Annotated in this window: 21 protein-coding genes and 1 pseudogene; 13 read left to right on the top strand and 9 right to left on the bottom strand. The window is 67.0% G+C overall.

What is annotated here, in order from left to right:
• Window positions 1-4: 4 nt before the first annotated feature.
• Both PHLH3_RS07475 and def read right to left on the bottom strand, forming a co-directional pair.
• Complete coding sequence (locus PHLH3_RS07475) at window positions 5-1,555, bottom strand: MBL fold metallo-hydrolase (RefSeq protein ID WP_213628752.1); 1,551 nt, start codon at window positions 1,553-1,555, stop codon at window positions 5-7.
• 100 nt (window positions 1,556-1,655) lie between these two features.
• Window positions 1,656-2,195 (bottom strand): peptide deformylase, encoded by a 540-nt coding sequence (def, locus tag PHLH3_RS07470; protein ID WP_213628751.1) that lies wholly within the window; start codon window positions 2,193-2,195, stop codon window positions 1,656-1,658.
• Window positions 2,196-2,492: 297 nt separating this feature from the next.
• On the opposite strand from def, the gene PHLH3_RS07465 reads away from it, so the two are divergent.
• The 3 genes from PHLH3_RS07465 (at window position 2,493) to PHLH3_RS07455 (ending at window position 3,760) form a co-directional block, all read left to right on the top strand.
• Window positions 2,493-2,702, top strand: a complete 210-nt coding sequence (locus PHLH3_RS07465) for a cold-shock protein (RefSeq protein WP_021216916.1) — start codon at window positions 2,493-2,495, stop codon at window positions 2,700-2,702.
• 100 nt (window positions 2,703-2,802) lie between these two features.
• A complete protein-coding gene (locus PHLH3_RS07460; RefSeq protein WP_173176478.1) occupies window positions 2,803-2,979 on the top strand; it encodes a hypothetical protein in 177 nt (58 codons plus the stop codon).
• Window positions 2,980-3,205: 226 nt separating this feature from the next.
• Window positions 3,206-3,760, top strand: a complete 555-nt coding sequence (locus PHLH3_RS07455; protein ID WP_213628750.1) for a magnesium transporter — start codon at window positions 3,206-3,208, stop codon at window positions 3,758-3,760.
• 11 nt (window positions 3,761-3,771) lie between these two features.
• Here PHLH3_RS07455 and PHLH3_RS07450 read toward each other — a convergent pair whose 3' ends face one another.
• Window positions 3,772-4,686, bottom strand: coding sequence for a LysR substrate-binding domain-containing protein (locus tag PHLH3_RS07450; protein ID WP_213628749.1), 915 nt, complete (start codon window positions 4,684-4,686; stop codon window positions 3,772-3,774).
• A gap of 122 nt (window positions 4,687-4,808) precedes the next feature.
• Here PHLH3_RS07450 and PHLH3_RS07445 point away from each other — a divergent pair, with 122 nt between their 5' ends.
• The 3 genes from PHLH3_RS07445 to PHLH3_RS07435 all read left to right on the top strand — a co-directional run bounded on the left by PHLH3_RS07445 (window position 4,809) and on the right by PHLH3_RS07435 (window position 6,878).
• A complete protein-coding gene (locus tag PHLH3_RS07445) occupies window positions 4,809-5,744 on the top strand; it encodes a DMT family transporter (RefSeq protein ID WP_173176473.1) in 936 nt (311 codons plus the stop codon).
• A 77-nt stretch (window positions 5,745-5,821) separates the two neighbouring features.
• Window positions 5,822-6,280, top strand: a complete 459-nt coding sequence (locus PHLH3_RS07440; protein ID WP_213628748.1) for a DUF4124 domain-containing protein — start codon at window positions 5,822-5,824, stop codon at window positions 6,278-6,280.
• Between the two features lie 274 nt (window positions 6,281-6,554).
• Window positions 6,555-6,878: a hypothetical protein gene (locus tag PHLH3_RS07435; RefSeq protein WP_213628747.1), complete on the top strand. Its 324-nt coding sequence runs from the start codon at window positions 6,555-6,557 to the stop codon at window positions 6,876-6,878.
• 166 nt (window positions 6,879-7,044) lie between these two features.
• Here the strand turns inward: PHLH3_RS07435 and PHLH3_RS07430 are convergent, their stop codons facing one another.
• On the bottom strand, window positions 7,045-7,314 hold the full coding sequence (locus PHLH3_RS07430) for a DUF3509 domain-containing protein (RefSeq protein WP_111260655.1): 270 nt from the start codon (window positions 7,312-7,314) through the stop codon (window positions 7,045-7,047).
• A gap of 190 nt (window positions 7,315-7,504) precedes the next feature.
• A complete protein-coding gene (locus tag PHLH3_RS07425; protein ID WP_111260654.1) occupies window positions 7,505-8,344 on the bottom strand; it encodes a S1-like domain-containing RNA-binding protein in 840 nt (279 codons plus the stop codon).
• A 256-nt stretch (window positions 8,345-8,600) separates the two neighbouring features.
• Here PHLH3_RS07425 and PHLH3_RS07420 point away from each other — a divergent pair, with 256 nt between their 5' ends.
• Both PHLH3_RS07420 and PHLH3_RS07415 read left to right on the top strand, forming a co-directional pair.
• Window positions 8,601-10,940 (top strand): LTA synthase family protein, encoded by a 2,340-nt coding sequence (locus PHLH3_RS07420; protein ID WP_213628746.1) that lies wholly within the window; start codon window positions 8,601-8,603, stop codon window positions 10,938-10,940.
• A gap of 110 nt (window positions 10,941-11,050) precedes the next feature.
• The gene (locus tag PHLH3_RS07415) at window positions 11,051-11,767 is read left to right on the top strand and encodes an rRNA pseudouridine synthase (protein WP_213628745.1); all 717 of its coding nucleotides are present in this window, start codon (window positions 11,051-11,053) and stop codon (window positions 11,765-11,767) included.
• A 189-nt stretch (window positions 11,768-11,956) separates the two neighbouring features.
• On the opposite strand, the gene PHLH3_RS07410 is transcribed toward PHLH3_RS07415, so the two are convergent.
• A complete protein-coding gene (locus tag PHLH3_RS07410) occupies window positions 11,957-12,586 on the bottom strand; it encodes a TetR/AcrR family transcriptional regulator (protein WP_244862994.1) in 630 nt (209 codons plus the stop codon).
• Window positions 12,587-12,675: 89 nt separating this feature from the next.
• On the opposite strand from PHLH3_RS07410, the pseudogene PHLH3_RS30785 reads away from it, so the two are divergent.
• Together PHLH3_RS30785 and PHLH3_RS07405 are read left to right on the top strand one after the other, a co-directional pair.
• Window positions 12,676-12,867, top strand: a pseudogene (locus tag PHLH3_RS30785) (DUF2855 domain-containing protein); the annotation flags it as partial.
• A gap of 29 nt (window positions 12,868-12,896) precedes the next feature.
• Entirely contained in the window at window positions 12,897-13,781 is an 885-nt protein-coding gene (locus PHLH3_RS07405) for a DUF2855 family protein (protein ID WP_244862993.1), read from the top strand.
• 1 nt (window position 13,782) lies between these two features.
• On the opposite strand, the gene PHLH3_RS07400 is transcribed toward PHLH3_RS07405, so the two are convergent.
• Window positions 13,783-15,081, bottom strand: coding sequence for a phospholipase (locus PHLH3_RS07400; protein ID WP_213628744.1), 1,299 nt, complete (start codon window positions 15,079-15,081; stop codon window positions 13,783-13,785).
• Between the two features lie 196 nt (window positions 15,082-15,277).
• Between PHLH3_RS07400 and PHLH3_RS07395 the strand changes: the two genes are divergently transcribed.
• Complete coding sequence (locus tag PHLH3_RS07395) at window positions 15,278-15,586, top strand: hypothetical protein (RefSeq protein WP_213628743.1); 309 nt, start codon at window positions 15,278-15,280, stop codon at window positions 15,584-15,586.
• 208 nt (window positions 15,587-15,794) lie between these two features.
• Here PHLH3_RS07395 and PHLH3_RS07390 read toward each other — a convergent pair whose 3' ends face one another.
• Window positions 15,795-16,193 (bottom strand): transcriptional regulator, encoded by a 399-nt coding sequence (locus PHLH3_RS07390; RefSeq protein ID WP_213628742.1) that lies wholly within the window; start codon window positions 16,191-16,193, stop codon window positions 15,795-15,797.
• A 152-nt stretch (window positions 16,194-16,345) separates the two neighbouring features.
• Between PHLH3_RS07390 and PHLH3_RS07385 the strand changes: the two genes are divergently transcribed.
• Both PHLH3_RS07385 and PHLH3_RS07380 read left to right on the top strand, forming a co-directional pair.
• A complete protein-coding gene (locus tag PHLH3_RS07385) occupies window positions 16,346-18,115 on the top strand; it encodes a S8/S53 family peptidase (protein WP_213628741.1) in 1,770 nt (589 codons plus the stop codon).
• Window positions 18,116-18,181: 66 nt separating this feature from the next.
• Entirely contained in the window at window positions 18,182-18,475 is a 294-nt protein-coding gene (locus PHLH3_RS07380; RefSeq protein WP_213628740.1) for a hypothetical protein, read from the top strand.
• A gap of 9 nt (window positions 18,476-18,484) precedes the next feature.
• Here the strand turns inward: PHLH3_RS07380 and PHLH3_RS07375 are convergent, their stop codons facing one another.
• Complete coding sequence (locus PHLH3_RS07375) at window positions 18,485-19,213, bottom strand: transporter substrate-binding domain-containing protein (protein WP_244862992.1); 729 nt, start codon at window positions 19,211-19,213, stop codon at window positions 18,485-18,487.
• Window positions 19,214-19,244: the final 31 nt, after the last annotated feature.

Here is a 19,244-nt window from a genome sequence, read left to right as displayed (position 1 = left end):
GCGGCTAGACCTTGATCACCACTGCCGGCTGGGGCACGCCGTCGGCGTCCAGTTCGTAGCAATAGGCTTCCTTGAGATCGGCCTTGCCGCTGTCGGTGTAGACCAGCAGGCGCTTGCCATCGGTGCGGGTCTTGACCAGGCCGTAGGCACTGCGGCTGAAGGCGAAGAAGTCGCCACGCTTCTCCGCCTTCTCCTTGTCGGAAAGATGCGCCCAGCCCTCCAGGCGGAAGAAGGCCACCAGCTCGGTGACGAACACCAGCGGCTCGTCCACCCGCGAGTAGCGGCCGAGCGCGCCCATCAGGGTGGCGCGGGGGTGGATGTACTCGTTCATCGGGTCATCGCCGCTGGAGACGATGTTGACGATGGCCTCGACGCGCTTGAAGAAGCCGCCGGAGAAATCCGCCGAGCCGTGGTGCGGCACCTTGAAAACCTCCGCGCGCAGGTCGATCTCGCCGGCATCGTGCTGGCGCGCCAGGGTACGCCCGGCTTCGTCGTTGAGGTCGCCGCAGAACAGGTAGTTGAAGCCGCCGTAGCGCAGGCGGAAGACGATGGAATGGCCATTGATGGTGTGCGAGGCGGAAAAACCGGCGAAACCCTCGGCGCCGATGTCGAGGGACTCGTGGCCGACGCGCGGCCCGGACGGCGTGCTGCCGAGGAAGGGCAGGCCGCTTGCCCCGCCGGCCTCGCTGAGCAGCGGGCCGAGCACCTGCACGTCGATGTCCTCGTCACGCAGGAAATCGAAGGCGTCGTGCTGGCCCTCGGACAGGCGGCGGAACTCGATGCCGGGACGCCCCAGCTGCGCGGCCCGTGCCTCCCAGGCCTCCAGCGCCTTGCGCCAGGCGCGGAAGTCGCTGTTCATCTCCTCGGCCGGTACTTGCAGGGGGCTGTCCAGCAGCGGCGTGAGCAGCTTGAGGCCGTCGGCGTCGAGGGTGGGGCCGAGCAGCTCGGTTTCCTTGCGCCCGGTCTTCGAGCGCTTGACCAGGCCGTTGTGATAGATGCGCCGAGGCTCGATGAACAGGCGCTTGCGCGGTTCGTTGTTGGTCTCCGAGCGCTGGATCTGGGTCAGGCCGGAGAAGTGGTCGGCATCGCCGTGGGTGACCAGGATGCAATCGATCAGCTTGGGCGCGTCGGCGCGGGAACCGCGATAACGCGCGGCCAGGTAGCGCGCGAACATCTGGTTGTCGCCGCCATCCACCAGCATCACCTTGCCGCCGGGGGTCTCGATCACCGCGCCATCGCCCTGCTGCACGTCGACGAAGTTGACCTTGAGCACCCGGCTGTCCGCCCGCGGGATCACCAGGTCGGCCGGTTTCAAGCGACGCCCGTTGCGGCGCGCGGACTTCGGCGGCACCAGCCAGGCCTCGGTGGCGACCGGCAGGATGCTGCCGTCGGAGCGCTCCTGGTAGGTGTAGGTGGCGATGCGCAGGTGGGTGTCGGTCACCTCCAGCACATCGACGTAGTCGCCCCAGGCCAGGGTGTAGAGCAGCTTGCCGGCCTTGGGGGCGTCGTAGACGTTGGCCAGGTCGACGGCAAGCACGGCGGCGGTGGTGGTCATGCTCAGGCTCCTTTTGCGCATGATGGGCGCGCAGGAGCATAGAAGAGCGATGGGCAGGTTGCCGGCCGCACGGCGAGGTCCCGACGAAGGTCGGGAGCGCTCAGTCGTCGGCGGCGGGGTCGAGGCCCGGGAACAGCACCTCGGTGAAGCCGAACCTGGAGAAATCGGTGATACGCGAGGGATACAGGCGGCCGATCAGGTGGTCGCACTCGTGTTGCACCACCCGCGCATGGAAGCCCTCGACGCTGCGGTCGATCGGCCTGCCATCGGGGTCCAGGCCCTGGTAGCGGATCGCCCGGTAGCGGTTCACCGCCCCGCGCAGGCCGGGCACCGAGAGGCAGCCTTCCCAGCCCTCCTCCAGCGCCTCGCCCAGGGGCGTGATGACCGGGTTGAGGAGAATGGTGGGCGGGACCGGCGGTGCGTCGGGATACCGCTCGCTGCGCTCGAAGCCGAAGATCACCAGTTGCAGGTCGACGCCGATCTGCGGTGCGGCCAGGCCGACGCCGCCGACGTGCTCCATGGTCTCGAACATGTCGGCGATCAGGCGCTGCAATTCATCGCTGCCAAAGAGTTCGGCAGGCACCGGAGGGGCGACGCGCAGCAGGCGCGGGTCACCCATCCTGAGGATTTCTCGGATCATCGGTCACTCTCCGCAGGGCCGTTGAAAGGAACGGATGAAGCCAGCAACCACGCGGCTTTGCAAGGTTCCAGCGCAACGCGACGGGGAAGCGGGACGGCAGGCGGCGAAAGCCTTTTGGCGAGATGCGAATAAAACTGTAGGCAATCCCCGCGAGGACGGGTATGGTGTTGCGCACTGTGCTGCATGTGTCACCGTAAATCGATCCACGGTTTCAACCCTTCGATTTATCCACTCTTTGCGCTCAGTCCGGCCTGGAAAGTTCCAACGCCGTGTCAACTTTGTTCAAGGAGTTTCAAAATGGCTGATCGTCAAACTGGTACCGTCAAGTGGTTCAACGATGAAAAAGGCTTCGGCTTCATCACCACCGATAACGGCCCGGACCTGTTCGTTCACTACCGCTCCATCCAGAGCGCCGGCTTCAAAAGCCTGAAGGAAGGCCAGAAGGTCTCCTTCATCGCCGTGCAAGGCCAGAAGGGCATGCAAGCCGACGAAGTACAAGTGATCTGATCACTGCCGTACAAGGAAACCGGCCTTCGGGCCGGTTTTTTTTTCAGGGTATTTTCTTCACCGCCGAGCCCTGCGGCACTGTCCTTGAAAAGGAGCCCCCATGCGTATCAAGAACTCCCACAGCAGCAAGCCCAAGCCCCCGCCCGCCGTCGAGACCAGCGAGTCGATCGCCGAGCAGGTCGCTGCCTTCCTGAAATCCGGTGGTGAAATCCAGAAGATCGCCAAGGGCGTCAGTGGCCAAGGCGCGCCGAGCCGCCACATCCGTATCGGCAAGTAACGCCCTTCCGCGCCCCCTGGCGAGTGAGCCCGCTCATTCGCCGGGCGCAGCTTCGACACCGCGCCATCCCCTCCTCGCCTGCATCCCCCCTTCGCCCGCTTCACCTCGCGCAACCGCCCGGCGGCGGCGCATCCCGCTCCTGCCCGCAGTATTAGACTGACTATCAGCGCCACAAGGACCGTCAGCCAACCAGGGGGCCAATCCACCGCGAAACCGGAGGTTTGCCATGAACCGCCACTACTACATCAGCGACGACCTCAATGACCTGGAAAAGGTCGAGACCGAACTCGAAGCCAGCGGCATCGATACCGAGCAAATCCACGTGCTCAGCGAACGTGACTCCGAGGTCGAGCGCCACCACCTCCACGATGTCTCTTCCCTGATGAAGAAGGACGTGGTCCATTCCGGGCTGGTCGGCAGCCTGATCGGCCTGGCCCTCACGGCCCTGGTGGTCTGCGTCGCCTGGGCCAGCGGCTGGACCGAGACCCGCGCCGGCTGGATCCCCTTCCTGTTCCTCGCCGCCGCGCTGCTGGGCTTCAGCATCTGGGAAGGCAGCCTGCTCGGCATGCAGACGCCCAGCGCCGTGTTCAAGCGCTTCGAGCAGCGCCTGCACGAGGGCAAGCACGTGTTCTTCGTCGATGTGAAACCCACCCAGGAAGCCGTGCTGCAACAGGTGATCAGCCATCACCCGATGCTGCGGATGGCGGGAACCGGCAGCGCCCCGCCGGATTGGGCGATCGCCGTCCAGCACCGGCTGCATCGCCTGCGCAAGATGATCTGAAGACGCCGCGCTCAGAGGCCCGCCGCACTGCTCCGGGCTTCCGCCACCAGCCAGTCGATCAGGCGACGCAGGCGCTCGCCGGGTGCGGCCTTGCGGCTCCAGGCCAGGCGGTATTCCCAGGGCGTGGCGATGCGATGGTCCGGCCCGAAGGGCAGCACCAGCCGCCCCTGGGCGACGTCGTCGCCTGCCAGCGCGGTGGAACCCAGGGCGAACCCCTGGCCGGCGACCGCGCCCTGGATGGCATGGCCGATCAGGCCGAAGCGCATGCCTGCCGAGGCGTCCACGCCGGGGCCGACATTGCTGTCGAACCAGTCGCCCCAGCTGGGAATGCTCAGGCGGGTGGCGCTCTTCCAGGTGGCATGGATCAGCCGCGCGCCCGCCAGGTCCTCGGGGCGGCGCAGGGGATGCTGCTCCAGGTAGGCGGGGCTGCACACCGGGAAGAAGGCCTCGCGGAACAGCAGCTCGCTGGAGGGCAGGCGGGTGCCGGCGGTCACGAAGCGGATCGCCAGGCTGGCTTCGCCGCGCTCCAGGTCCACCAGCTCCTCGGTGGCCTCCAGGCTCAGGGTGATGTCCGGGTTGACGGCGGAGAACTGGTTGAGCCGCTTCATCAGCCAATGGGACGCGATGGAAGGCGCGCAGCTGATGTGCACCGGCCCCTCGCGTTCGCCACGCAGCTCATCGGCACCACGGGCCAGCAGCTCGAAGGCCTGGGAGACGGTGGCGGCCAGGCGCCGGCCGTTGTCGTTGAGGGTCACGGTATTGCGCGTGCGGTCGAACAGGCTGACGCCCAGCTCCTCTTCGAGCAGACGGATCTGCCGACTGACCGCACCGGGGGTGACCGAGAGCTCCTGGGCGGCCTCGGTGAAATTGCGGCAGCGGGCCGCCACCTCGAAGGCGCGCAGGGCGATGAGCGAAGGCGTGCGCATGGGGTCTGCTTTGAGTTGAAGTCAAAGCATGATGACAAAACATCGTTTGAATGCAAGGTGGCGTGACGCGATCCTGCCCGCCTTGGCCGCGAGTCTGCGGCCCCTGCCCTGCGAGACCGATGATGAAAGCCCGCCGCCTGCCCCTGGATCTGTTCGCCTGCAGCCTGATGCTGGTGCTGTGCCTGATCTGGGGGTTCCAGCAGGTGTCGATCAAGCTGGTGGACGATGACGTCTCCGCGATCATGCAGTTGGCGATCCGCTCCGGTGTCGCCGCCCTGGTGCTCGGCATCATCACCCTGTACCGCGAGGGCCGCGGCGCCTTCAGCGACGGCACGCTGCTGCCGGGCCTGGGCGTGGGACTGCTGTTCGCCCTGGAATTCCTCTTCATCTCCGAAGGCCTGGTGCGCAGCACCGCCTCGCATATCGGCGTGTTCCTCTACACCGCCCCGATCTTCGCCGCCCTCGGCCTGCACCTGATCCTGCCGGAGGAGCGCCTGTCGTCCCTGCAATGGCTGGGCGTGCTGGTGGCCTTCGGCGGCATCGCCCTCGCCTTCCTCGGCAACCCGGGGAACGACGCCGGCGCCACGCTGCTGGGCGACGCCATGGGTGTGATCGCCGCCATCGCCTGGGGCGCCACCACCGTGCTCATCCGGGGTTCCTCGCTGTCCGAAGCGGCGCCGGTGAAGACCCTCTTCTACCAGCTCGCCGGTGCCGTGGTGCTGTTGCTCGCCGTGGCCTTCGCCACCGGCAAGACCCAGTTGCACCTGAGCGACCGGGCCCTGCTCAGCCTCGGTTTCCAGGTGGTGGTGGTGGCGCTGTTCAGCTACGTCGCCTGGTTCTGGCTGCTGCGCCGCTACCTCGCTTCGCGCCTGTCGATGCTGTCGTTCATGACGCCGCTGTTCGGTGTCGGCTTCGGCGTGCTGGTGCTGGGCGAGCCGCTGACCACCCCCTTCATGCTGGGCGCGCTGCTGGTGCTGGCCGGCCTGCTGCTGGTCAGCGGCGCCGAGCTCGTGCGTGATCGCCTGGCCCGGCGCAGGACGGCGGACGCCGGCACCTGAGCGACAAGGGCGCACTTTCGCGCGAACGGCCCGGCTGCTAGCCTGTCGGCCGTTTTGAACGAAGTGAGGGAAGCACTTTGAGATCCACCCTGCTCGGCCTCTGCCTGCTGCCGGTCCTGGCACAGGCCCAGGTCTTCAAATGCGTCGGCAACGATGGCACCACCAGCTACTCCGCCGTGCCCTGCCCGGCCAGCGAAGGCCAGTCCATGCGCATCATCGAACCCGCACCGCCCTCCGGCGTGGCACCGCCTCCGGTGAACCTGCCGCAGGTCGACATCCAGGGCAGCGCCGAGCAGCCACGCCCGCGAAACGACGACGGCGGCGAAGATAACCGCTCATCGGCCCGCGGCTCGCGCGTCACCGTCATCGAGGACAGCGCCAGCCAGAGCCGCGACGCACGGGTCAGCGAGATGCGCGAGAGAGCCGAGCGGGAAAAGCGCGAGAGCTATGACCGCGACTACGACCGCAAGCGCATGCAGCAGATGGAGCAGCAGATCCGCCAGTTGCAGGAGCGGAACAAGACCAACCCCCGCTGAAAGGTCGCCACAGGGCGGCTGATCGGCGGCACTCGGGAACCTTCCCCACCGCTCGCCAGTCAGTGAGTACGAGGCCGGCTGACCGACGGCCTCAAGCCTCGGGCCCAATACAGTCGCCGCTGGGGCCCGAGGCTGTTCCCCTTCCCTGCGGCCTGTCATCTCCGCATACAGTTTCCCCACGCCGGGGCGTTCCACCGCGCGCCGTCCTGTTCGATCATGCCGCGCGTCCCAGGGCCACGCTCGACAGGCCCGGCCACCACGGAGTAGTACCCCGATGAAACCCGCCTCCCGCTTCACGTCCTTCGCCCTGGGCAGCGTCCTGATGCTGGCCCTGGGGGGTTGCGACCTCGCCGAAGAATCAGCCAACAAAATCGCCGACAAGGCCCAGCAAGCCGCCGAGAACGTCGCCCGCGAAGCCATCAGCGAAGCGGTGGAGCAGGTCAACAAGCAGGTGGACGAGGCGCAGAAATCCGCCAAGGACTGGCTCGGCAAGCCGCAACCGGGCCAGGAGCAGGAGCAGCCGCCGCAGCAGGCCGACAAGCGCGAGCCCGGCGAAGACGAACAGATGATGCCGCCGGTCCAGGGCGTCGAGACCTGATGGGACGGGAGGGCCGCTCGCGAGTGAGCCCGTCCGTGCGCTAGCGGCGCTGCGCGCCGTGGGCGACTGGAGCCGCCCCGGCATCACGGCCTTCTGCAATGCCGTGAACGCAGGCATAAAAAAACGGCCATCAACCCAGGCTGATGGCCGTTTTCGCTGCGGTAGATCAGGCGTTGAAGTAACGCGGCAGCGGCGTCTTGTGCAGGTTCTTCAGCGACTCCACCGGCGGCACTTCACCCAACTCCAGCGCCATGTCGCGCTTGATGGTGCTGATGGTCCACTCCAGTTGCTCGGCGACCTTCAGCGCAGGGACCACCCGCTGGAAACGGATGCCGTCTTTCTCCAGCGCCACCACATAGCCGCCGTCGGGGCGCAGCTGAGCGCTGAATTCATAATCCGGAAAGGCCTTGGCCAACTTCTTGATGTCGAGACCCATATCATTCACTCCCAATGAGCTTTTTTATCCTGAGGGGTTTCTTTGCAGCCGTCGTGCCAGCTCTTGGACAACGAAAACCCCAGATAAATCAATGGGTTGAGAATTTAACAAGACGCGAATTCCGTGCAAATTGCCCGATCGAGCGGTTTTCGACCGGGCAAAATGCAATGCGCAGCGCCAGGAGAAGGGCTCAGCCGACCAGCTCGATCCGGTCGTCATGGATGCGGATCAGGCCCTGCTTGTAGAGGCCGCCGATGGCCTTCTTGAAGTTGCCCTTGCTGACGCCGAACAGCCGCGAGATCACCTCCGGCGGGCTCTTGTCGCTGACGTCCAGGGCACCGCCCGCCTCGCGGAGCTTCTCCAGGATCTGCTCGTTGAGGCCGCTGGCCAGCTTCTCGCCCACCGGCTGCAGGCTGAGGGCGATCTTGCCGTCTGCGCGCACCTCGCGGATGAAGCCCTTCTCGCGCATGCCGCTGCGCAGGAACTTGAAGATCTCGTTGCGATGGATGAGGCCCCAGTGGCGGTCGTTGATGATGGCCTTGAAACCCATGTCGGTCTCGTCGGCCACCAGCAGCTCGACCTCCTGGCCGACGCTGTAGCGCGCCGGCGTGGTGTCGAGGTAGCGATCCAGGCGTGCGGTGGCGGTGATGCGGCGGGTGCGGCGATCCAGGTAGACGTGCACCACGCAATAGTCGCCGACCTGCAGCGGGCGCTTCTCTTCCGAATGCGGCAGCAGCAGATCCTTGGGCAGGCCCCAGTCGAGGAACAGGCCGATGCGGTTGATCTCCACCACCTTGAGGCTGGCGAAACCGCCGACCTGCACCTTGGGCTTCTGCGTGGTCGCGATCAGGCGGTCCTCGCTGTCCAGATAGACGAAGACATTGAGCCAGTCGCCGATCTCGGTGCCCTGGTCCTTGGGGATGTAGCGCTTGGGCAAGAGGATCTCGCCATCCTGGTCGCCGTCCAGATACAGGCCGAATTCGGTGTGCTTCACCACCGGCAGGGAGTTGAATCGCCCGATCAGAGCCATCTTGCTTACCTCAATGAACAAGGCCGGCATTCTACAGGCCGCCGCCCAACCGGGCCATGCATGCCGTCCGCGACTCTTTTCCCGCCTTCCGTCGCCTCACCACCGAAACACCCTGGTGCACAGAATTCGCCTCGCGGCGGATTGTCTACTGGCCGTAAGCACAATGATGTTTCAGAATCATGTCCGCGACCGACCGTCGCCCATTTTTCTGTCCATCACCCCCATGGATTCTCGCTGCCTGATCTCAGGAGTTCCTGTGCGCCCTTCCAGCCGCCGGCTGCCTTCACCGCTTCACCTTCTGTCCCTTGGCGTTCTGTTCCTGATCATTCCGCTCGCCAGCCGCTGGTGGCTGGGCTGGAGCGACGGCTTCGGCTACCTGTCGGACCTGGCCATCGGCTCGCTGCTGATCGCGCTGCTCTACCGCCGCCCGCTGTGGCTGGCACTGCCGGTGATGGTCGCCTCCAGCCTGATCACCCTGGGCACCGCCGAACTGGTCGGCGCCGTCGGTCGCATGCCCGAGCCCAGCGACCTCAAGTACCTGATGGACCCGCAATTCGTCGGCCACTCGACCCAGGGCGGCGGCCTCACCTACCCCTGGCTGGCGATCGCGCTCGCCATCGCGCTGCTGGCCTGTGCCCTGCTCTGGCGCCGCCCCACGCAGCGCCCGGCGCGCGCCTGGCTCGCCCTGCCCATCGCCCTGCTGGCCGCCCACGCCGGCATCCAGTACCTGCACCCGAGCGAAGCCGAGCAGTGGCAGCAGTTCAACCTGCCGCACAAGCTGCTGGCCGGCGCCCTCAACAGCGGCCAGCTGGCGGTGGAGGACTGGCTCGACGGCGATCAGCCGGAAACCCCGCCGGACATCGCCGGCCTCGCCCGTCTCGACCTCTCCGGCACCTCGCTGCTGGCCGAGCCCGGCCGTGCGCGCAACGTGCTGGTGATCACCCTGGAAGGCATCCCCGGCGCCTACATCGCCGCCAATCGCGCGGCGATCAACAGCCGCTACCAGGAATCGCTGATGCCGCGCCTCAGCCAATGGGCCGAGCGCGCGATGACCACCCCGGACTACGTCCTGCACAGCCACCAGACCATCCGCGGCCTGTACTCGATGCTCTGCGGCGACTACAGCAAGCTCGACTCCGGCACGCCCAAGGGCCTGGAGTTGCTCAACAACCCCTCGCGGGCCAAGGACTGCCTGCCCGCCCAGTTGCACCAGCACGGGTTCGCCACCCACTTCCTGCAGGGCGCCGGGCTGCGCTTCATGGCCAAGGACAAGATCATGCCGCAGATGGGCTTCGACAAGACCCTCGGCCGTGACTGGTTCCGCAACAAGGCCTACCTGGAATTCCCCTGGGGCATGGACGACAAGGCCTTCTTCGAAGGCGCGCTGGGCTACGTGAAGCAGATCCGCCAGCAGAAGAAGCCGTGGATGCTCACCCTCCTCACCGTCGGCACCCACCAGCCCTACTCGGCTCCCGAGGAGTACCTGGCGCGTTACCCGGATGCCAAGAAGGCCGCCATCGCCTACCTCGACGACGCCGTCGACGCCTTCCTCACCGGCCTGGAAAAGCAGGGCGTGCTCAAGGACACCCTGGTGATCATCACCTCGGACGAATCCCATGGCATCGACAAGGTCCGCCTCGCCTCCGCCTGGGGCTTCAACCTGGTGCTGGCCCCGGAACAGGCCTCGCTGCCGCCGATCAAGAGCGGCGTGTACGGCCATGTCGACCTGACCGCCTCGATCCTCGACTACTTCGGCTACGAGGTGCCGCAGAACCTCTCCGGCCGCTCGCTGTTCCGCGACTACGAGAGCGGCCGCGAGATGATGTCCTACACCAACGGCATGCTGCGCCAGCACGACGGCCACGAGACCTTCACCGAGTGCGACTTCCAGCAGGTCTGCCGGCGCTACCGCAGCGAAGGCTTCATCGCCGACGAGGCGCGCTTCCTCGGGCGCTTCAGCGGCAAGCAGGCACGCCTGGTCAGCCAGCGCGCCGCGCTGCTCGACCAGTCGCTGATGGGCGGCACCCTCGGCCAGGAATACCAGTTCGCCACCCGCGAGCGCATCCGCCTCAAGGAAAAGGCCCGTGACGACTGGGCCGACAACCTGATCGGCGCCCAGTACCTGGAACTGCCGAAGAACAGCCGTACCCAGGTCCAGCTCACCATCAAGGTCCTGCGCATGGACCGCCAGGGCGCACGCCTGCAGCTCAAGACCAAGGAATTCGAGCGCGACGTGGCGCTGCCCATCCCCGAGATGCCGCGGCTGGTGCAGGGCAAGCCGGTGACCGTCGCCTTCGCCTTCGACAACCCCCAGGCACGCAAGGCCTTCTCCTTCCACCTGCTCGCCGAAGGCAAGGGCACCATCGAGATCACCGACTTCCGCGTGGTCACCGAGCCGCTGCCGGCGCCGGTCGAAGCGCTGGAGAATGGCGGCCAGGTCGCCGACTCCGCACCGCCGCGCCATCCGATTTCCAAGCTGATCGGCCTGTTCGCCAAGCAACCCGAGAACGGCGAGGGCAGCCTCGAGACGCCGCTGGAGGGTGCAGGCGACGCATTGCCCGAACCCGTTCGCGACCTGGAGATGCGCGTCCACTGACCGCCCCCTGGCGGGGCCTGCTCCCCGGGCCCGCCAGCAACCGACGCACAGTCCCGCTGCCCAGGGGCGGCAGCGGGTACAATGCGCACCCCACGTCCAGGTACTGCCCCATGAGCGAACCCATCCGCCTGTCCAAGCGTCTCGCCGAACTGTTGCCCTGCTCCCGCCGCGAGGCCGAGCTGTACATCGAGAACGGCTGGGTCAGCGTCGCCGGCCAGGTGGTGGAGGAGCCCCAGTTCAAGGTGCAGGACGAGAAGATCGAACTGCAGCCCGACGCCGTCGCCGCCACCGTCGAACCGGTCACCCTGCTGTTGCACAAGCCCGCCGGCTACGGCAGCGGCCAGGGCGCCAATTCCGTGCTGCAGCTGCTGGTGCCGGGCAACCTCAGCCCGGACCAGGCAGGCCGACGCCCGCTGAAGAAGCACTTCGTCCGCCAGAACCTGCTCACCCCGCTGGAGACCGACGCCAGCGGCCTGATGGTGTTCACCCAGAACTGGGGCGTGACCCGCCGCCTGGACCACGCCAACAAGCTGGAAGAGGAATTCATTGTCGAGGTCAGCGGGCAGATCGTCGAAAACGGCCTCAAGCGCCTGTGCCACGGCCTCGCCTACAAGGGCCAGCCGCTGCCGCCGATGAAGGTCAGCTGGCAGAACGAAACCCGCCTGCGCTTCGCCCTCAAGGGCTCCCAGCCCGGGCAGATCCGCCACATGTGCGAAGCGGTGGGCCTGAAGGTGGTATCGATGAAGCGCATCCGCATCGGTGGCGTGGCCATGGCCAAGCTGCAGCCGGGCCAGTGGCGCTACCTGAACCAGAACGAGAAGTTCTGAGCCTCAGGGCAACGCCGGCATCGCCTTGAGGGTCACCGCCCAGGCGCCCTTGACGTTGATATAGCCGAAGCGTGAGTCGTGGGCCTCGCTGGTGAACACCGCATTCCAGGCCGACACCGGGCCCACCCACCCCCTCGACACCTCAGGAGCGAGCGCTGCTCGCGAAGCCGTAGATTGCCCCGCTGAGCGCTACGCCTCATGCGCGAGACGGATGCAGCACAGCGCTTCCATCTGCAACAGCCAAGCCTCGACCTGGGCGCTGTCGAAGCGGGCGGTGAGGCTGTAGCGACGGCCGCCCCAGAGCGCGGTGAACAGTGCATTCACGGTTTCGGCCGAGGGCTGGCGTGGCAGGTCGGCGCAGGCGGCTATGGCCTCGCGCCATTTGCCCGAGAGCTCCTCGAATACCCGTTGCTGGTGCTTGGGCTCAGCGATGCGGTCCTCCAGCAGCAACAGGCCGGCATCGAAGAAGGGGCGGTGCTGCTCCTCCGCCTGGCCGCAGCTCAGCCGCACCAGACGGCGGACGCGGGTCTGCCAGTCGAGCCCGTTGGCCAGCACCACCTCGCGGTCCAGGCGTTGCAGCAACAGCTCCACATGGTGGCGCACGTAGCCCGAGAGCAAGGCTTCCTTGTTGGGGAAATAGTCGTAGAGCGTGCCGACGGCGACACCGGTCTCCAGGGCCACCGCACGGGTGGTGAGCCCCTCCCAGCCGCGCTGGCGCCATATCCGAACGAAAGCATCGTAGATGGCTTCCACAGTGAAGCGGGCACGGGCCTGGGTGGGGCGCTTGAGCGGCTTGTTACGGGGCCTGGTGGGTTCCACGGGTGCTGGTTTCCAAATCCGAACCCGCCTGGAGCGGGGCGTTGATAGCGTATCCACACCCCTTTCAACACCGAAGCAAGGAGCCTGAAATGAACAGCCCGGAAAACATAACACGCCTCCTAACCCGCAAGGATGCCCTCGACGAAACCCGTATCGACCAGGTCCCGGAAGACCTGCGCGCCGGCGAGGGCGAAGTGCTGCTGCGCATCGATCTCTGCGCCATCACCACCAATAACATCACCTACGCCGCCTTCGGCGACTCCATGCAGTACTGGAATTTCTTCCCCACCGGCATCGAGGGCTGGGGCACATGCCGGTCTGGGGTTTCGCCGATGTGGTGGACTCGAACGTGCCGGGCATCGAACGCGGCGAACGCTTCTACGGTTACTACCCCATCGCCAGCCACCTGCGCATGCAGCCCGAACGGGTCAGCCCACGGGGTTTCTACGACGGCGCCGAGCACCGGCGCAGCCTGACCTCCGCTTACAACCAGTACACCCGCTGCAGTTGGGACGGCTACTACAAGACGGAAACCGAGGCGCTGCAGATCCTGCTCAAGCCGCTGTTCCTCACCTCCGCGATGCTGGCCGACTTCCTCGATGACAACGGCCTGTTCGGGGCTGGCCAGGTGGTGTTCTCCAGCGCCTCCAGCAAGACCGCCTACGGCACCGCCAGTTGCCTGGCCCAGCAGCACCCGAGGCTGCGCCTGGTGGCACTGACCTCACCACGCAACCGCACCTTCGTCGATGGCCTCGGCTGCTATGCACAGAGCTGCGACTACGCGCAGCTGGAAAGTCTGGATGGCACCCAGCCAACGCTCTACGTGGATTTCTCCGGCGACCTGGCTCTGCGCGAGCGGGTCCACCGCCACTTCGGCAACGCCTTGGTACATAGCTGCTTCGCCGGCTCCGCACAGACGCCGGAAGCCAATGTGCTCGGCTGCCCGGTAGGGCCGATGCCATCGTTCTTCTTCGCCCCGGTGCAGATCCGCAAGCGCAACGCCGAGTGGGGCCCGCAGCGGGTCGGCGCCTATATCGGCGACGGCTTGCTGGCGTTCTATCGCCAGGTCAGCAAGGGCCAGGCACCGGCCCTGCGCGTGGTCGAGAGCAACGGCATGGCGGCCGCCCGAGAGGTGATCAGCAACCTGTTCCACGGCCGGGTGGCCGCGGACGAAGGCCATGTGATCCGCCTCTAGGTCAGGGGCTGCGCAGGGTGGTGCGCACCAGGTTGCGGCTGTGGCCGGAGAAGTGCCGGATCAGCTGCACCAGCACCGCATCCAGCTCGGGATCGCTGGCTGGCGGCTTGAGCTGGTTGCCCTGGCTGAAGTCCGCCCCCGGCTGCCCCTTGGCCAGCCAGGCGCCGATACGCTCGTCGAAACCATCGGCAGCGTCATAGGCCTCGAGGGACACCACATCGCGCAGGTAGCCCAGGTCGAACGGCGGGTAGTCGCCATCCACCGAGCGGTCACGGTAGGCGGCCAGCAGCGGGCTGTCGTTGCTGCCCTCGCGCAGCAGGCGGCGCAGCCAGTCGGCCTGGTATTTCTCCACCTCGGTGTGGCGGGTGGCGACACGTTCGATGGCCGCTTCCTTGTCGGCGGTAAGGCCGAGCGCGGCCTTGATCGCCGTCCACATCAGCGTCGCGGTGTTCTCTCCCGGCAGGGCCTTGGAATGGTAGGGCTGGGTCAGGTCCTGGACGTAATGCAGTGCCCAGCCGAGGAAGCGATAGCCCCAGTAGTCGTGCCCGCTCTCGAAGGCGAAGCGCGCCAGGCCCAGGTACTGCTGCACGCGCATCTCCGGGTAGGTGCGGGCGAGGAAGGGCGCGGCGCGGTAGATCAGCGCCGACTCGTGGTAGTAGCCGATATGGAACGGCGCCTGGGAGGAGTATTCGAAGCGCGCGTCGCCGAAGGGCTGGGTGCCGAAGCCATAGCGCGCGCCCACCTCCCCCGGGTTGTCGCTGAACAGGTTGATGTCGTGGCCGTAGTCCGGCTCGTCCGCCGCGCTGGCCAGCACCGCCAGCGGGTTGAGGCGCTCGCCCGGCTCGACGGCGATGAAGCGCCACTCGTTCCACAGGTTGAGCTTGCGGAACACCAGCACCTGCTCGGCGCCGAGGAAGCGGTGGTCCGGCAGCTGCAGGCCCGGCAGGGCCTGGACGAAGCTGGCCAGGCGGATCTCCGGGTTCACCCGCAACGCCATGAGGAACGCACGGCGACGGTCCCCCGTGGAGCCGGGCAGCCAGCGCAGGTCATCGGGCCGGGCCGGATAGCCGGGGAAGTGCTCCCGCGCGAAGGCTTCCTGCTCATCCAGCAACTGCTCCAGCGCCACGCCCTCGGCGGCGAGGAAGGCCTCCAGGGTCTCAACCTGCACAGGCTCCGCCTGACGCAGCTCCTCGAGGTCGGCCAACGCCAGCCAGGTGCCGAGGGAGTGGTTGGACCAGGCCAGCAACGTAGCGGGGGCGCAGGCGATCAGGCAGGACAAGGCGAGCAGCAGGCGTTTCATCGGGGCTCCGTGAACAGGGGCGCCGTCTTCCGCGGCGCTTGTCATCGAAGGGTAACAATCCGGGGAGGCGCTGGGCACTGTCCAGGCAGGACAGGCGACTCACCAAATCGGCCGCCTGCAGTTCGTCACCCCGGCGGAACCGCGTCCCCCCATCCCGCTGTCCACCCTACTCAACGCACTGCAGCGGGAGACTGCCATGACCACGCCAATCAGCCTGGACAACGCCATGCGCCTGGCCACCGAAGCCTTCCTGCCATACGGCTGCAAGGCCCTGGCCCACGAGGAGGACGACAGCTTCAGCCTGACCGTGACGGACCTGCAGGGGCAGCGGGTCCTCGACATCGGCCACATCCGCAGCACCCAGTACGCCAACCCGGTGCGCCTGGCGGGCGTCCTGGAACAGGCGCGGATGGACCTCGTGCACCAGGGCCGCAACCTCGATCCCTGGGCCATGCCCTTCATCCCCGACCCGGAAGTGCTGCCGGAAACCCCGCCGAACTATTGATGCGATCGGCAGGCAGGGGCGTGCAGCTTGGCTGCAGAGCGCAGCAAGGCCCAACGCCCCGACAGCCCGGGGCCCGCTAAGCCTGATGCGCCGAACGGCGGGTTTCGCGGCGATGTACCCACCCTACACAGCGGTGGACCCCGTGCCTGCCGGGGCATTGCATGGGCGATGCAGGGGCGACTTCAGTCGCCCAGCGCCGCCTGAGCCATCACGCCCGCGCCGCCCTCGCCGCCAACTCGTCGAACACCTCGGGCGTCAGCGCCGCTTCGCCCTTCTCGTCCAGCAGCTCGCGGAATTGCAGGTTGGCCGGCAGGCTGCTGTTGATCAGCTCCTGCAGGCGGCTGCCGCGCTCGGTCAGGACGAAGTTCTCGCCGTTGCCCCCCGCGCTTTCCGGTCGGTGGTCGATGTAGCCGCCCTCCAGCAGGAAGCGCTCGTAGTCCGCCGCGAGCATCTTCAGGTGGTCCAGGGTGCCGCCCACCGGCTGCCCGGCGGCCTGCCGTCGCTCGGCCAGTTCGGCGGCGTATTCGCGCGGGGCGAAGTTGACGTTGGCCGACTCCTGCACCTTGTGCAGCAGCAGCTCGATGAGTTCCCAGTCGTAGCTTTTCATGACGTCACTCCAGGCGTGGGGAAGAGGGGTCCTATGGTGTCCGACTGCCCCGGCTCGCCCCGGGTTCGACCTGAAGGGCGAACGGTCGGCCTGAACGAAAAGCGCAGCCGGGCAGTCGGAACAGCAGGACAACCGCCACGGAGGCCAGCCCGATGCCGCTGCACCGCCACCCGCTCATCGCCCTGCTCCTTGCCCTGGCCAGCCCCTTCGCCAGCGCCGACGAACCGCTGCGCCTCGAAGGCCTGCAGCGCTGCGGCGACCTGCTCGAGCGCCAGCAGCAGGACTGGTGCCTCAAGGTCAGGGGCCTGGGCGACGCCATGCCGCAACTGCTGCTGGACGGCAAGCCGCTGCCACAAGGCGCGGTGACCCGCAGCGCGGGCGGCCTGAAGCTGCGCCTCGAACAGGATCACGACAGCGGGCCGCTCTGGCTGCAGGACGGCCCGCGCGCCAGCAATCCCGTGTGGCTGTCGCGGGGGGACAGCCACGTGCTGCCCGCCCGCCCGGACGAGGTGGCGAAGAACATGGACGGGCTGACCACCTATGTCGACCTCATCAGCCTGCTGATCGAGGAAAGCCACGACGGCCGCAAGGAAGCCGAGCGCCTGGCCGGCAAGTACGGCGCCCAGGTCGTGGGCGCCATCCCGCCGCTGAACACCTACCAGTTGCGCCTGCCGGTGAAGAACCTCACCGAGCGTGACGCGCTGATCCTGCGCATCGGCAGCGAGACCAGCGTCGATGCCGTGGTGGTGGAGGAATCCGCTCCGGAAAAGGGCGAGGAAGCCGAGGCCGCGCGCAAGGAGCCGGAGAAGCCCGGCAAGGACTCGGACGAGTGGGCCGCCAATCGCTTCATGGACGCGGTGAACTACTACCAGCGCCGCATTCCCGCCCGCCAGTCGCCGGTGGACACCCGCCCGCTGCGCATCGGCGTGATCGAGCGCAACGTCGACTTCGACGCCCCCGACTTCGCCGACTACCTCGGCGGCTGCAAGGGCGGGCAGCCGCGCACCTGCCTCTACGCCCGCGACGCGGACGAGCCCGACAACCATGGCTCCACCGTGGCCGGCATCCTCGCCGCGCGCTGGGACAAGGGTGGCAACACCGGTTTCCTGCGCGGGCTGGACAAGGCCAGCAACGGCTTCGAGGTGATAGTCGAACGCAACTCCGACGCCGGCATCACCGCCAACGTCGCCGCCTCGGTGAACCTGGTGGAGGACGGGGTGCGGGTCCTCAACTGGAGCTGGGGCATCCACCGCGTCGGGGCGAAGAACGTGGAGGGCGACGAGGTCGATTCCCTGGTGCGCTCGGGCATCGCCATGAGCGGCTACGAGGAACTGCTGGAGGAGTTCTTCCTCTGGCTGCGCAAGGAGCACCCGGACGTGCTGGTGATCAACTCCGCCGGCAACGGCGCCTCGTTCTCCGGCACGGACGAATACCGCCTGCCCTCCTCCTTCATCACCGACCAGTTGCTGGTGGTCGGCGGGCACCAGCGCAGCGAGCGCGATGACGTGGGCGTCGACGACCCCGCCTACGTGGTCAAGCGCGACTCCTCGAACATCGACATGCGCGTGGACATCACCGCCGCCGCCTGCGCCCGCGCCTCGACCCGCCGCGCAGACGAGACGGGCGAGGTGCACTGCGGCACGTCCTACGCCACGCCGCTGGTCACCGGCATCGTCGCCGCCATGCTCTCGATCAACCCGCGCCTGCAGCCCGAGCAGGTGCGCATGCTGCTACGCCGCAGCGCCATGACCATAGGCGGCGACTACGACTTCGAGCCGATGGATGCCGAGGACCTCACCGCGCCCATCCTGCCGTCGGAGCGCAACTACCAGTTGAACGACAAGGACGTGGGCCGCTCGGCACGGCTGGACATGCAGAAGGCCCTGGACCTGGCCGTGCAGAGCCGCGACCGGGTGCGCTGAAGCCTGAACTTTTGCCGCGCGCGGGCGCTCAACCCTAGTGAATGCGATGCACCTGGAGGAGACACCATGAACCGTCTACTGGCATTGAGCGCCACCTTGGCCCTGCTCGCCCCCCTGCCCGCCCTGGCCGCGTGCGGTGCCGACGAGGCCACCGCCAAGCGCGAGCAACTGGCAGCCGAAGTGCACCAGGCCACCGATAGCGACCCAAAGAAGGCCCGGCAGGTCAACGAAGAGCTGAAGCACGAGAAGCTCAAGACGGACTCCCGCGAGGGCGACGACGAGTGCGATGTCACCGAGCAGCGCAAGCAGGAAGTCGACAAGGCCGGCGACGCGAGCGACGCCCGGCAGAAGCAGCCGTGATCGGATGGTTCAATAGCGCTCGTACTTCTTCTCGATGGCGCGGTACTCGCCGCTGTCGCGGATCTGCTGCAGGCCCTTGTTGAACCGGTCCCGCTGGTTGGCGTGGACGAAGCCGACCTTGTAGTCCGTGGGCGGGAACAGGTCGTACCAGATGATGGACTGGCTGATATCCACCTGGGAGACCACCTCGCGATTGAGGTAGTTGATAATGCGCTTGTCGCCGATAGCGACGTCGATGCGCCCCGCATAGAGCAGGCGGTTGCGGGTGATCTGCTGGGCCTCCTCGCGGTAGCGCGGGTTGTTCTCCGCCATGCGCTGGAACTCCTCGCCCAGCAGGAAGCGCGCCCGCTGGAAGGCGCTGACCGAGTACTGGCCCAGATCCGCTATGGAATCGATGCGGTAACCATTGCCGGCCAGGGCGATGGCGTAGTTGTGGTACTGGATGTACACGTCGGAATAGAACGCCTGGACGCCGCTGCGCTCGCTGGTGCTGGCGATGCCGTCCAGCTCGCCACGCCCCAGCAGCAGGTGCAGGCGCTCCATCGGCAGGTAGTGGTACTGCAGGGTGAAGCCGGCCGCCTTGGCGGCGGCCGTGACGATTTCCAGCTCGAGCCCGCGGTCCTCGCCCTCGTAGACATAGGGCGGCTTCTGCGTGCCGAACCCAAAACGCAACTCCTCTCCCATGGCAAGCCAGGGAAGCCCGAGCCACAACACGCCAACCAGCAGCCCTCTGCCCATGCCACCCCCTTGCGCTACAGCTCGCAGCATA

Source organism: Pseudomonas sp. Pc102, assembly GCF_018408275.1.
GTDB lineage: Bacteria > Pseudomonadota > Gammaproteobacteria > Pseudomonadales > Pseudomonadaceae > Metapseudomonas > Metapseudomonas tohonis.
Note: the sequence above shows the minus strand (reverse complement) of the source record. Positions and strands in the feature narration are given on the sequence as shown.

Bases quoted from the DNA above. Each gene is read 5' to 3' on its own strand.
- PHLH3_RS07430 (WP_111260655.1), bottom strand. From the start codon at position 7,314: ATGGGTCTCGACATCAAGAAGTTGGCCAAGGCCTTTCCGGATTATGAA.
- PHLH3_RS07455 (WP_213628750.1), top strand. From the start codon at position 3,206: ATGAACCGCCACTACTACATCAGCGACGACCTCAATGACCTGGAAAAG.
- PHLH3_RS07425 (WP_111260654.1), bottom strand. From the start codon at position 8,344: ATGGCTCTGATCGGGCGATTCAACTCCCTGCCGGTGGTGAAGCACACC.
- PHLH3_RS07415 (WP_213628745.1), top strand. From the start codon at position 11,051: ATGAGCGAACCCATCCGCCTGTCCAAGCGTCTCGCCGAACTGTTGCCC.
- PHLH3_RS07435 (WP_213628747.1), top strand. From the start codon at position 6,555: ATGAAACCCGCCTCCCGCTTCACGTCCTTCGCCCTGGGCAGCGTCCTG.
- PHLH3_RS07450 (WP_213628749.1), bottom strand. From the start codon at position 4,686: ATGCGCACGCCTTCGCTCATCGCCCTGCGCGCCTTCGAGGTGGCGGCC.
- def (WP_213628751.1), bottom strand. From the start codon at position 2,195: ATGATCCGAGAAATCCTCAGGATGGGTGACCCGCGCCTGCTGCGCGTC.
- PHLH3_RS07390 (WP_213628742.1), bottom strand. From the start codon at position 16,193: ATGAAAAGCTACGACTGGGAACTCATCGAGCTGCTGCTGCACAAGGTG.
- PHLH3_RS07465 (WP_021216916.1), top strand. From the start codon at position 2,493: ATGGCTGATCGTCAAACTGGTACCGTCAAGTGGTTCAACGATGAAAAA.
- PHLH3_RS07375 (WP_244862992.1), bottom strand. From the start codon at position 19,213: ATGGGCAGAGGGCTGCTGGTTGGCGTGTTGTGGCTCGGGCTTCCCTGG.
- PHLH3_RS07385 (WP_213628741.1), top strand. From the start codon at position 16,346: ATGCCGCTGCACCGCCACCCGCTCATCGCCCTGCTCCTTGCCCTGGCC.
- PHLH3_RS07380 (WP_213628740.1), top strand. From the start codon at position 18,182: ATGAACCGTCTACTGGCATTGAGCGCCACCTTGGCCCTGCTCGCCCCC.
- PHLH3_RS07395 (WP_213628743.1), top strand. From the start codon at position 15,278: ATGACCACGCCAATCAGCCTGGACAACGCCATGCGCCTGGCCACCGAA.
- PHLH3_RS07400 (WP_213628744.1), bottom strand. From the start codon at position 15,081: ATGAAACGCCTGCTGCTCGCCTTGTCCTGCCTGATCGCCTGCGCCCCC.
- PHLH3_RS07460 (WP_173176478.1), top strand. From the start codon at position 2,803: ATGCGTATCAAGAACTCCCACAGCAGCAAGCCCAAGCCCCCGCCCGCC.
- PHLH3_RS07445 (WP_173176473.1), top strand. From the start codon at position 4,809: ATGAAAGCCCGCCGCCTGCCCCTGGATCTGTTCGCCTGCAGCCTGATG.
- PHLH3_RS07475 (WP_213628752.1), bottom strand. From the start codon at position 1,555: ATGACCACCACCGCCGCCGTGCTTGCCGTCGACCTGGCCAACGTCTAC.
- PHLH3_RS07405 (WP_244862993.1), top strand. From the start codon at position 12,897: ATGCCGGTCTGGGGTTTCGCCGATGTGGTGGACTCGAACGTGCCGGGC.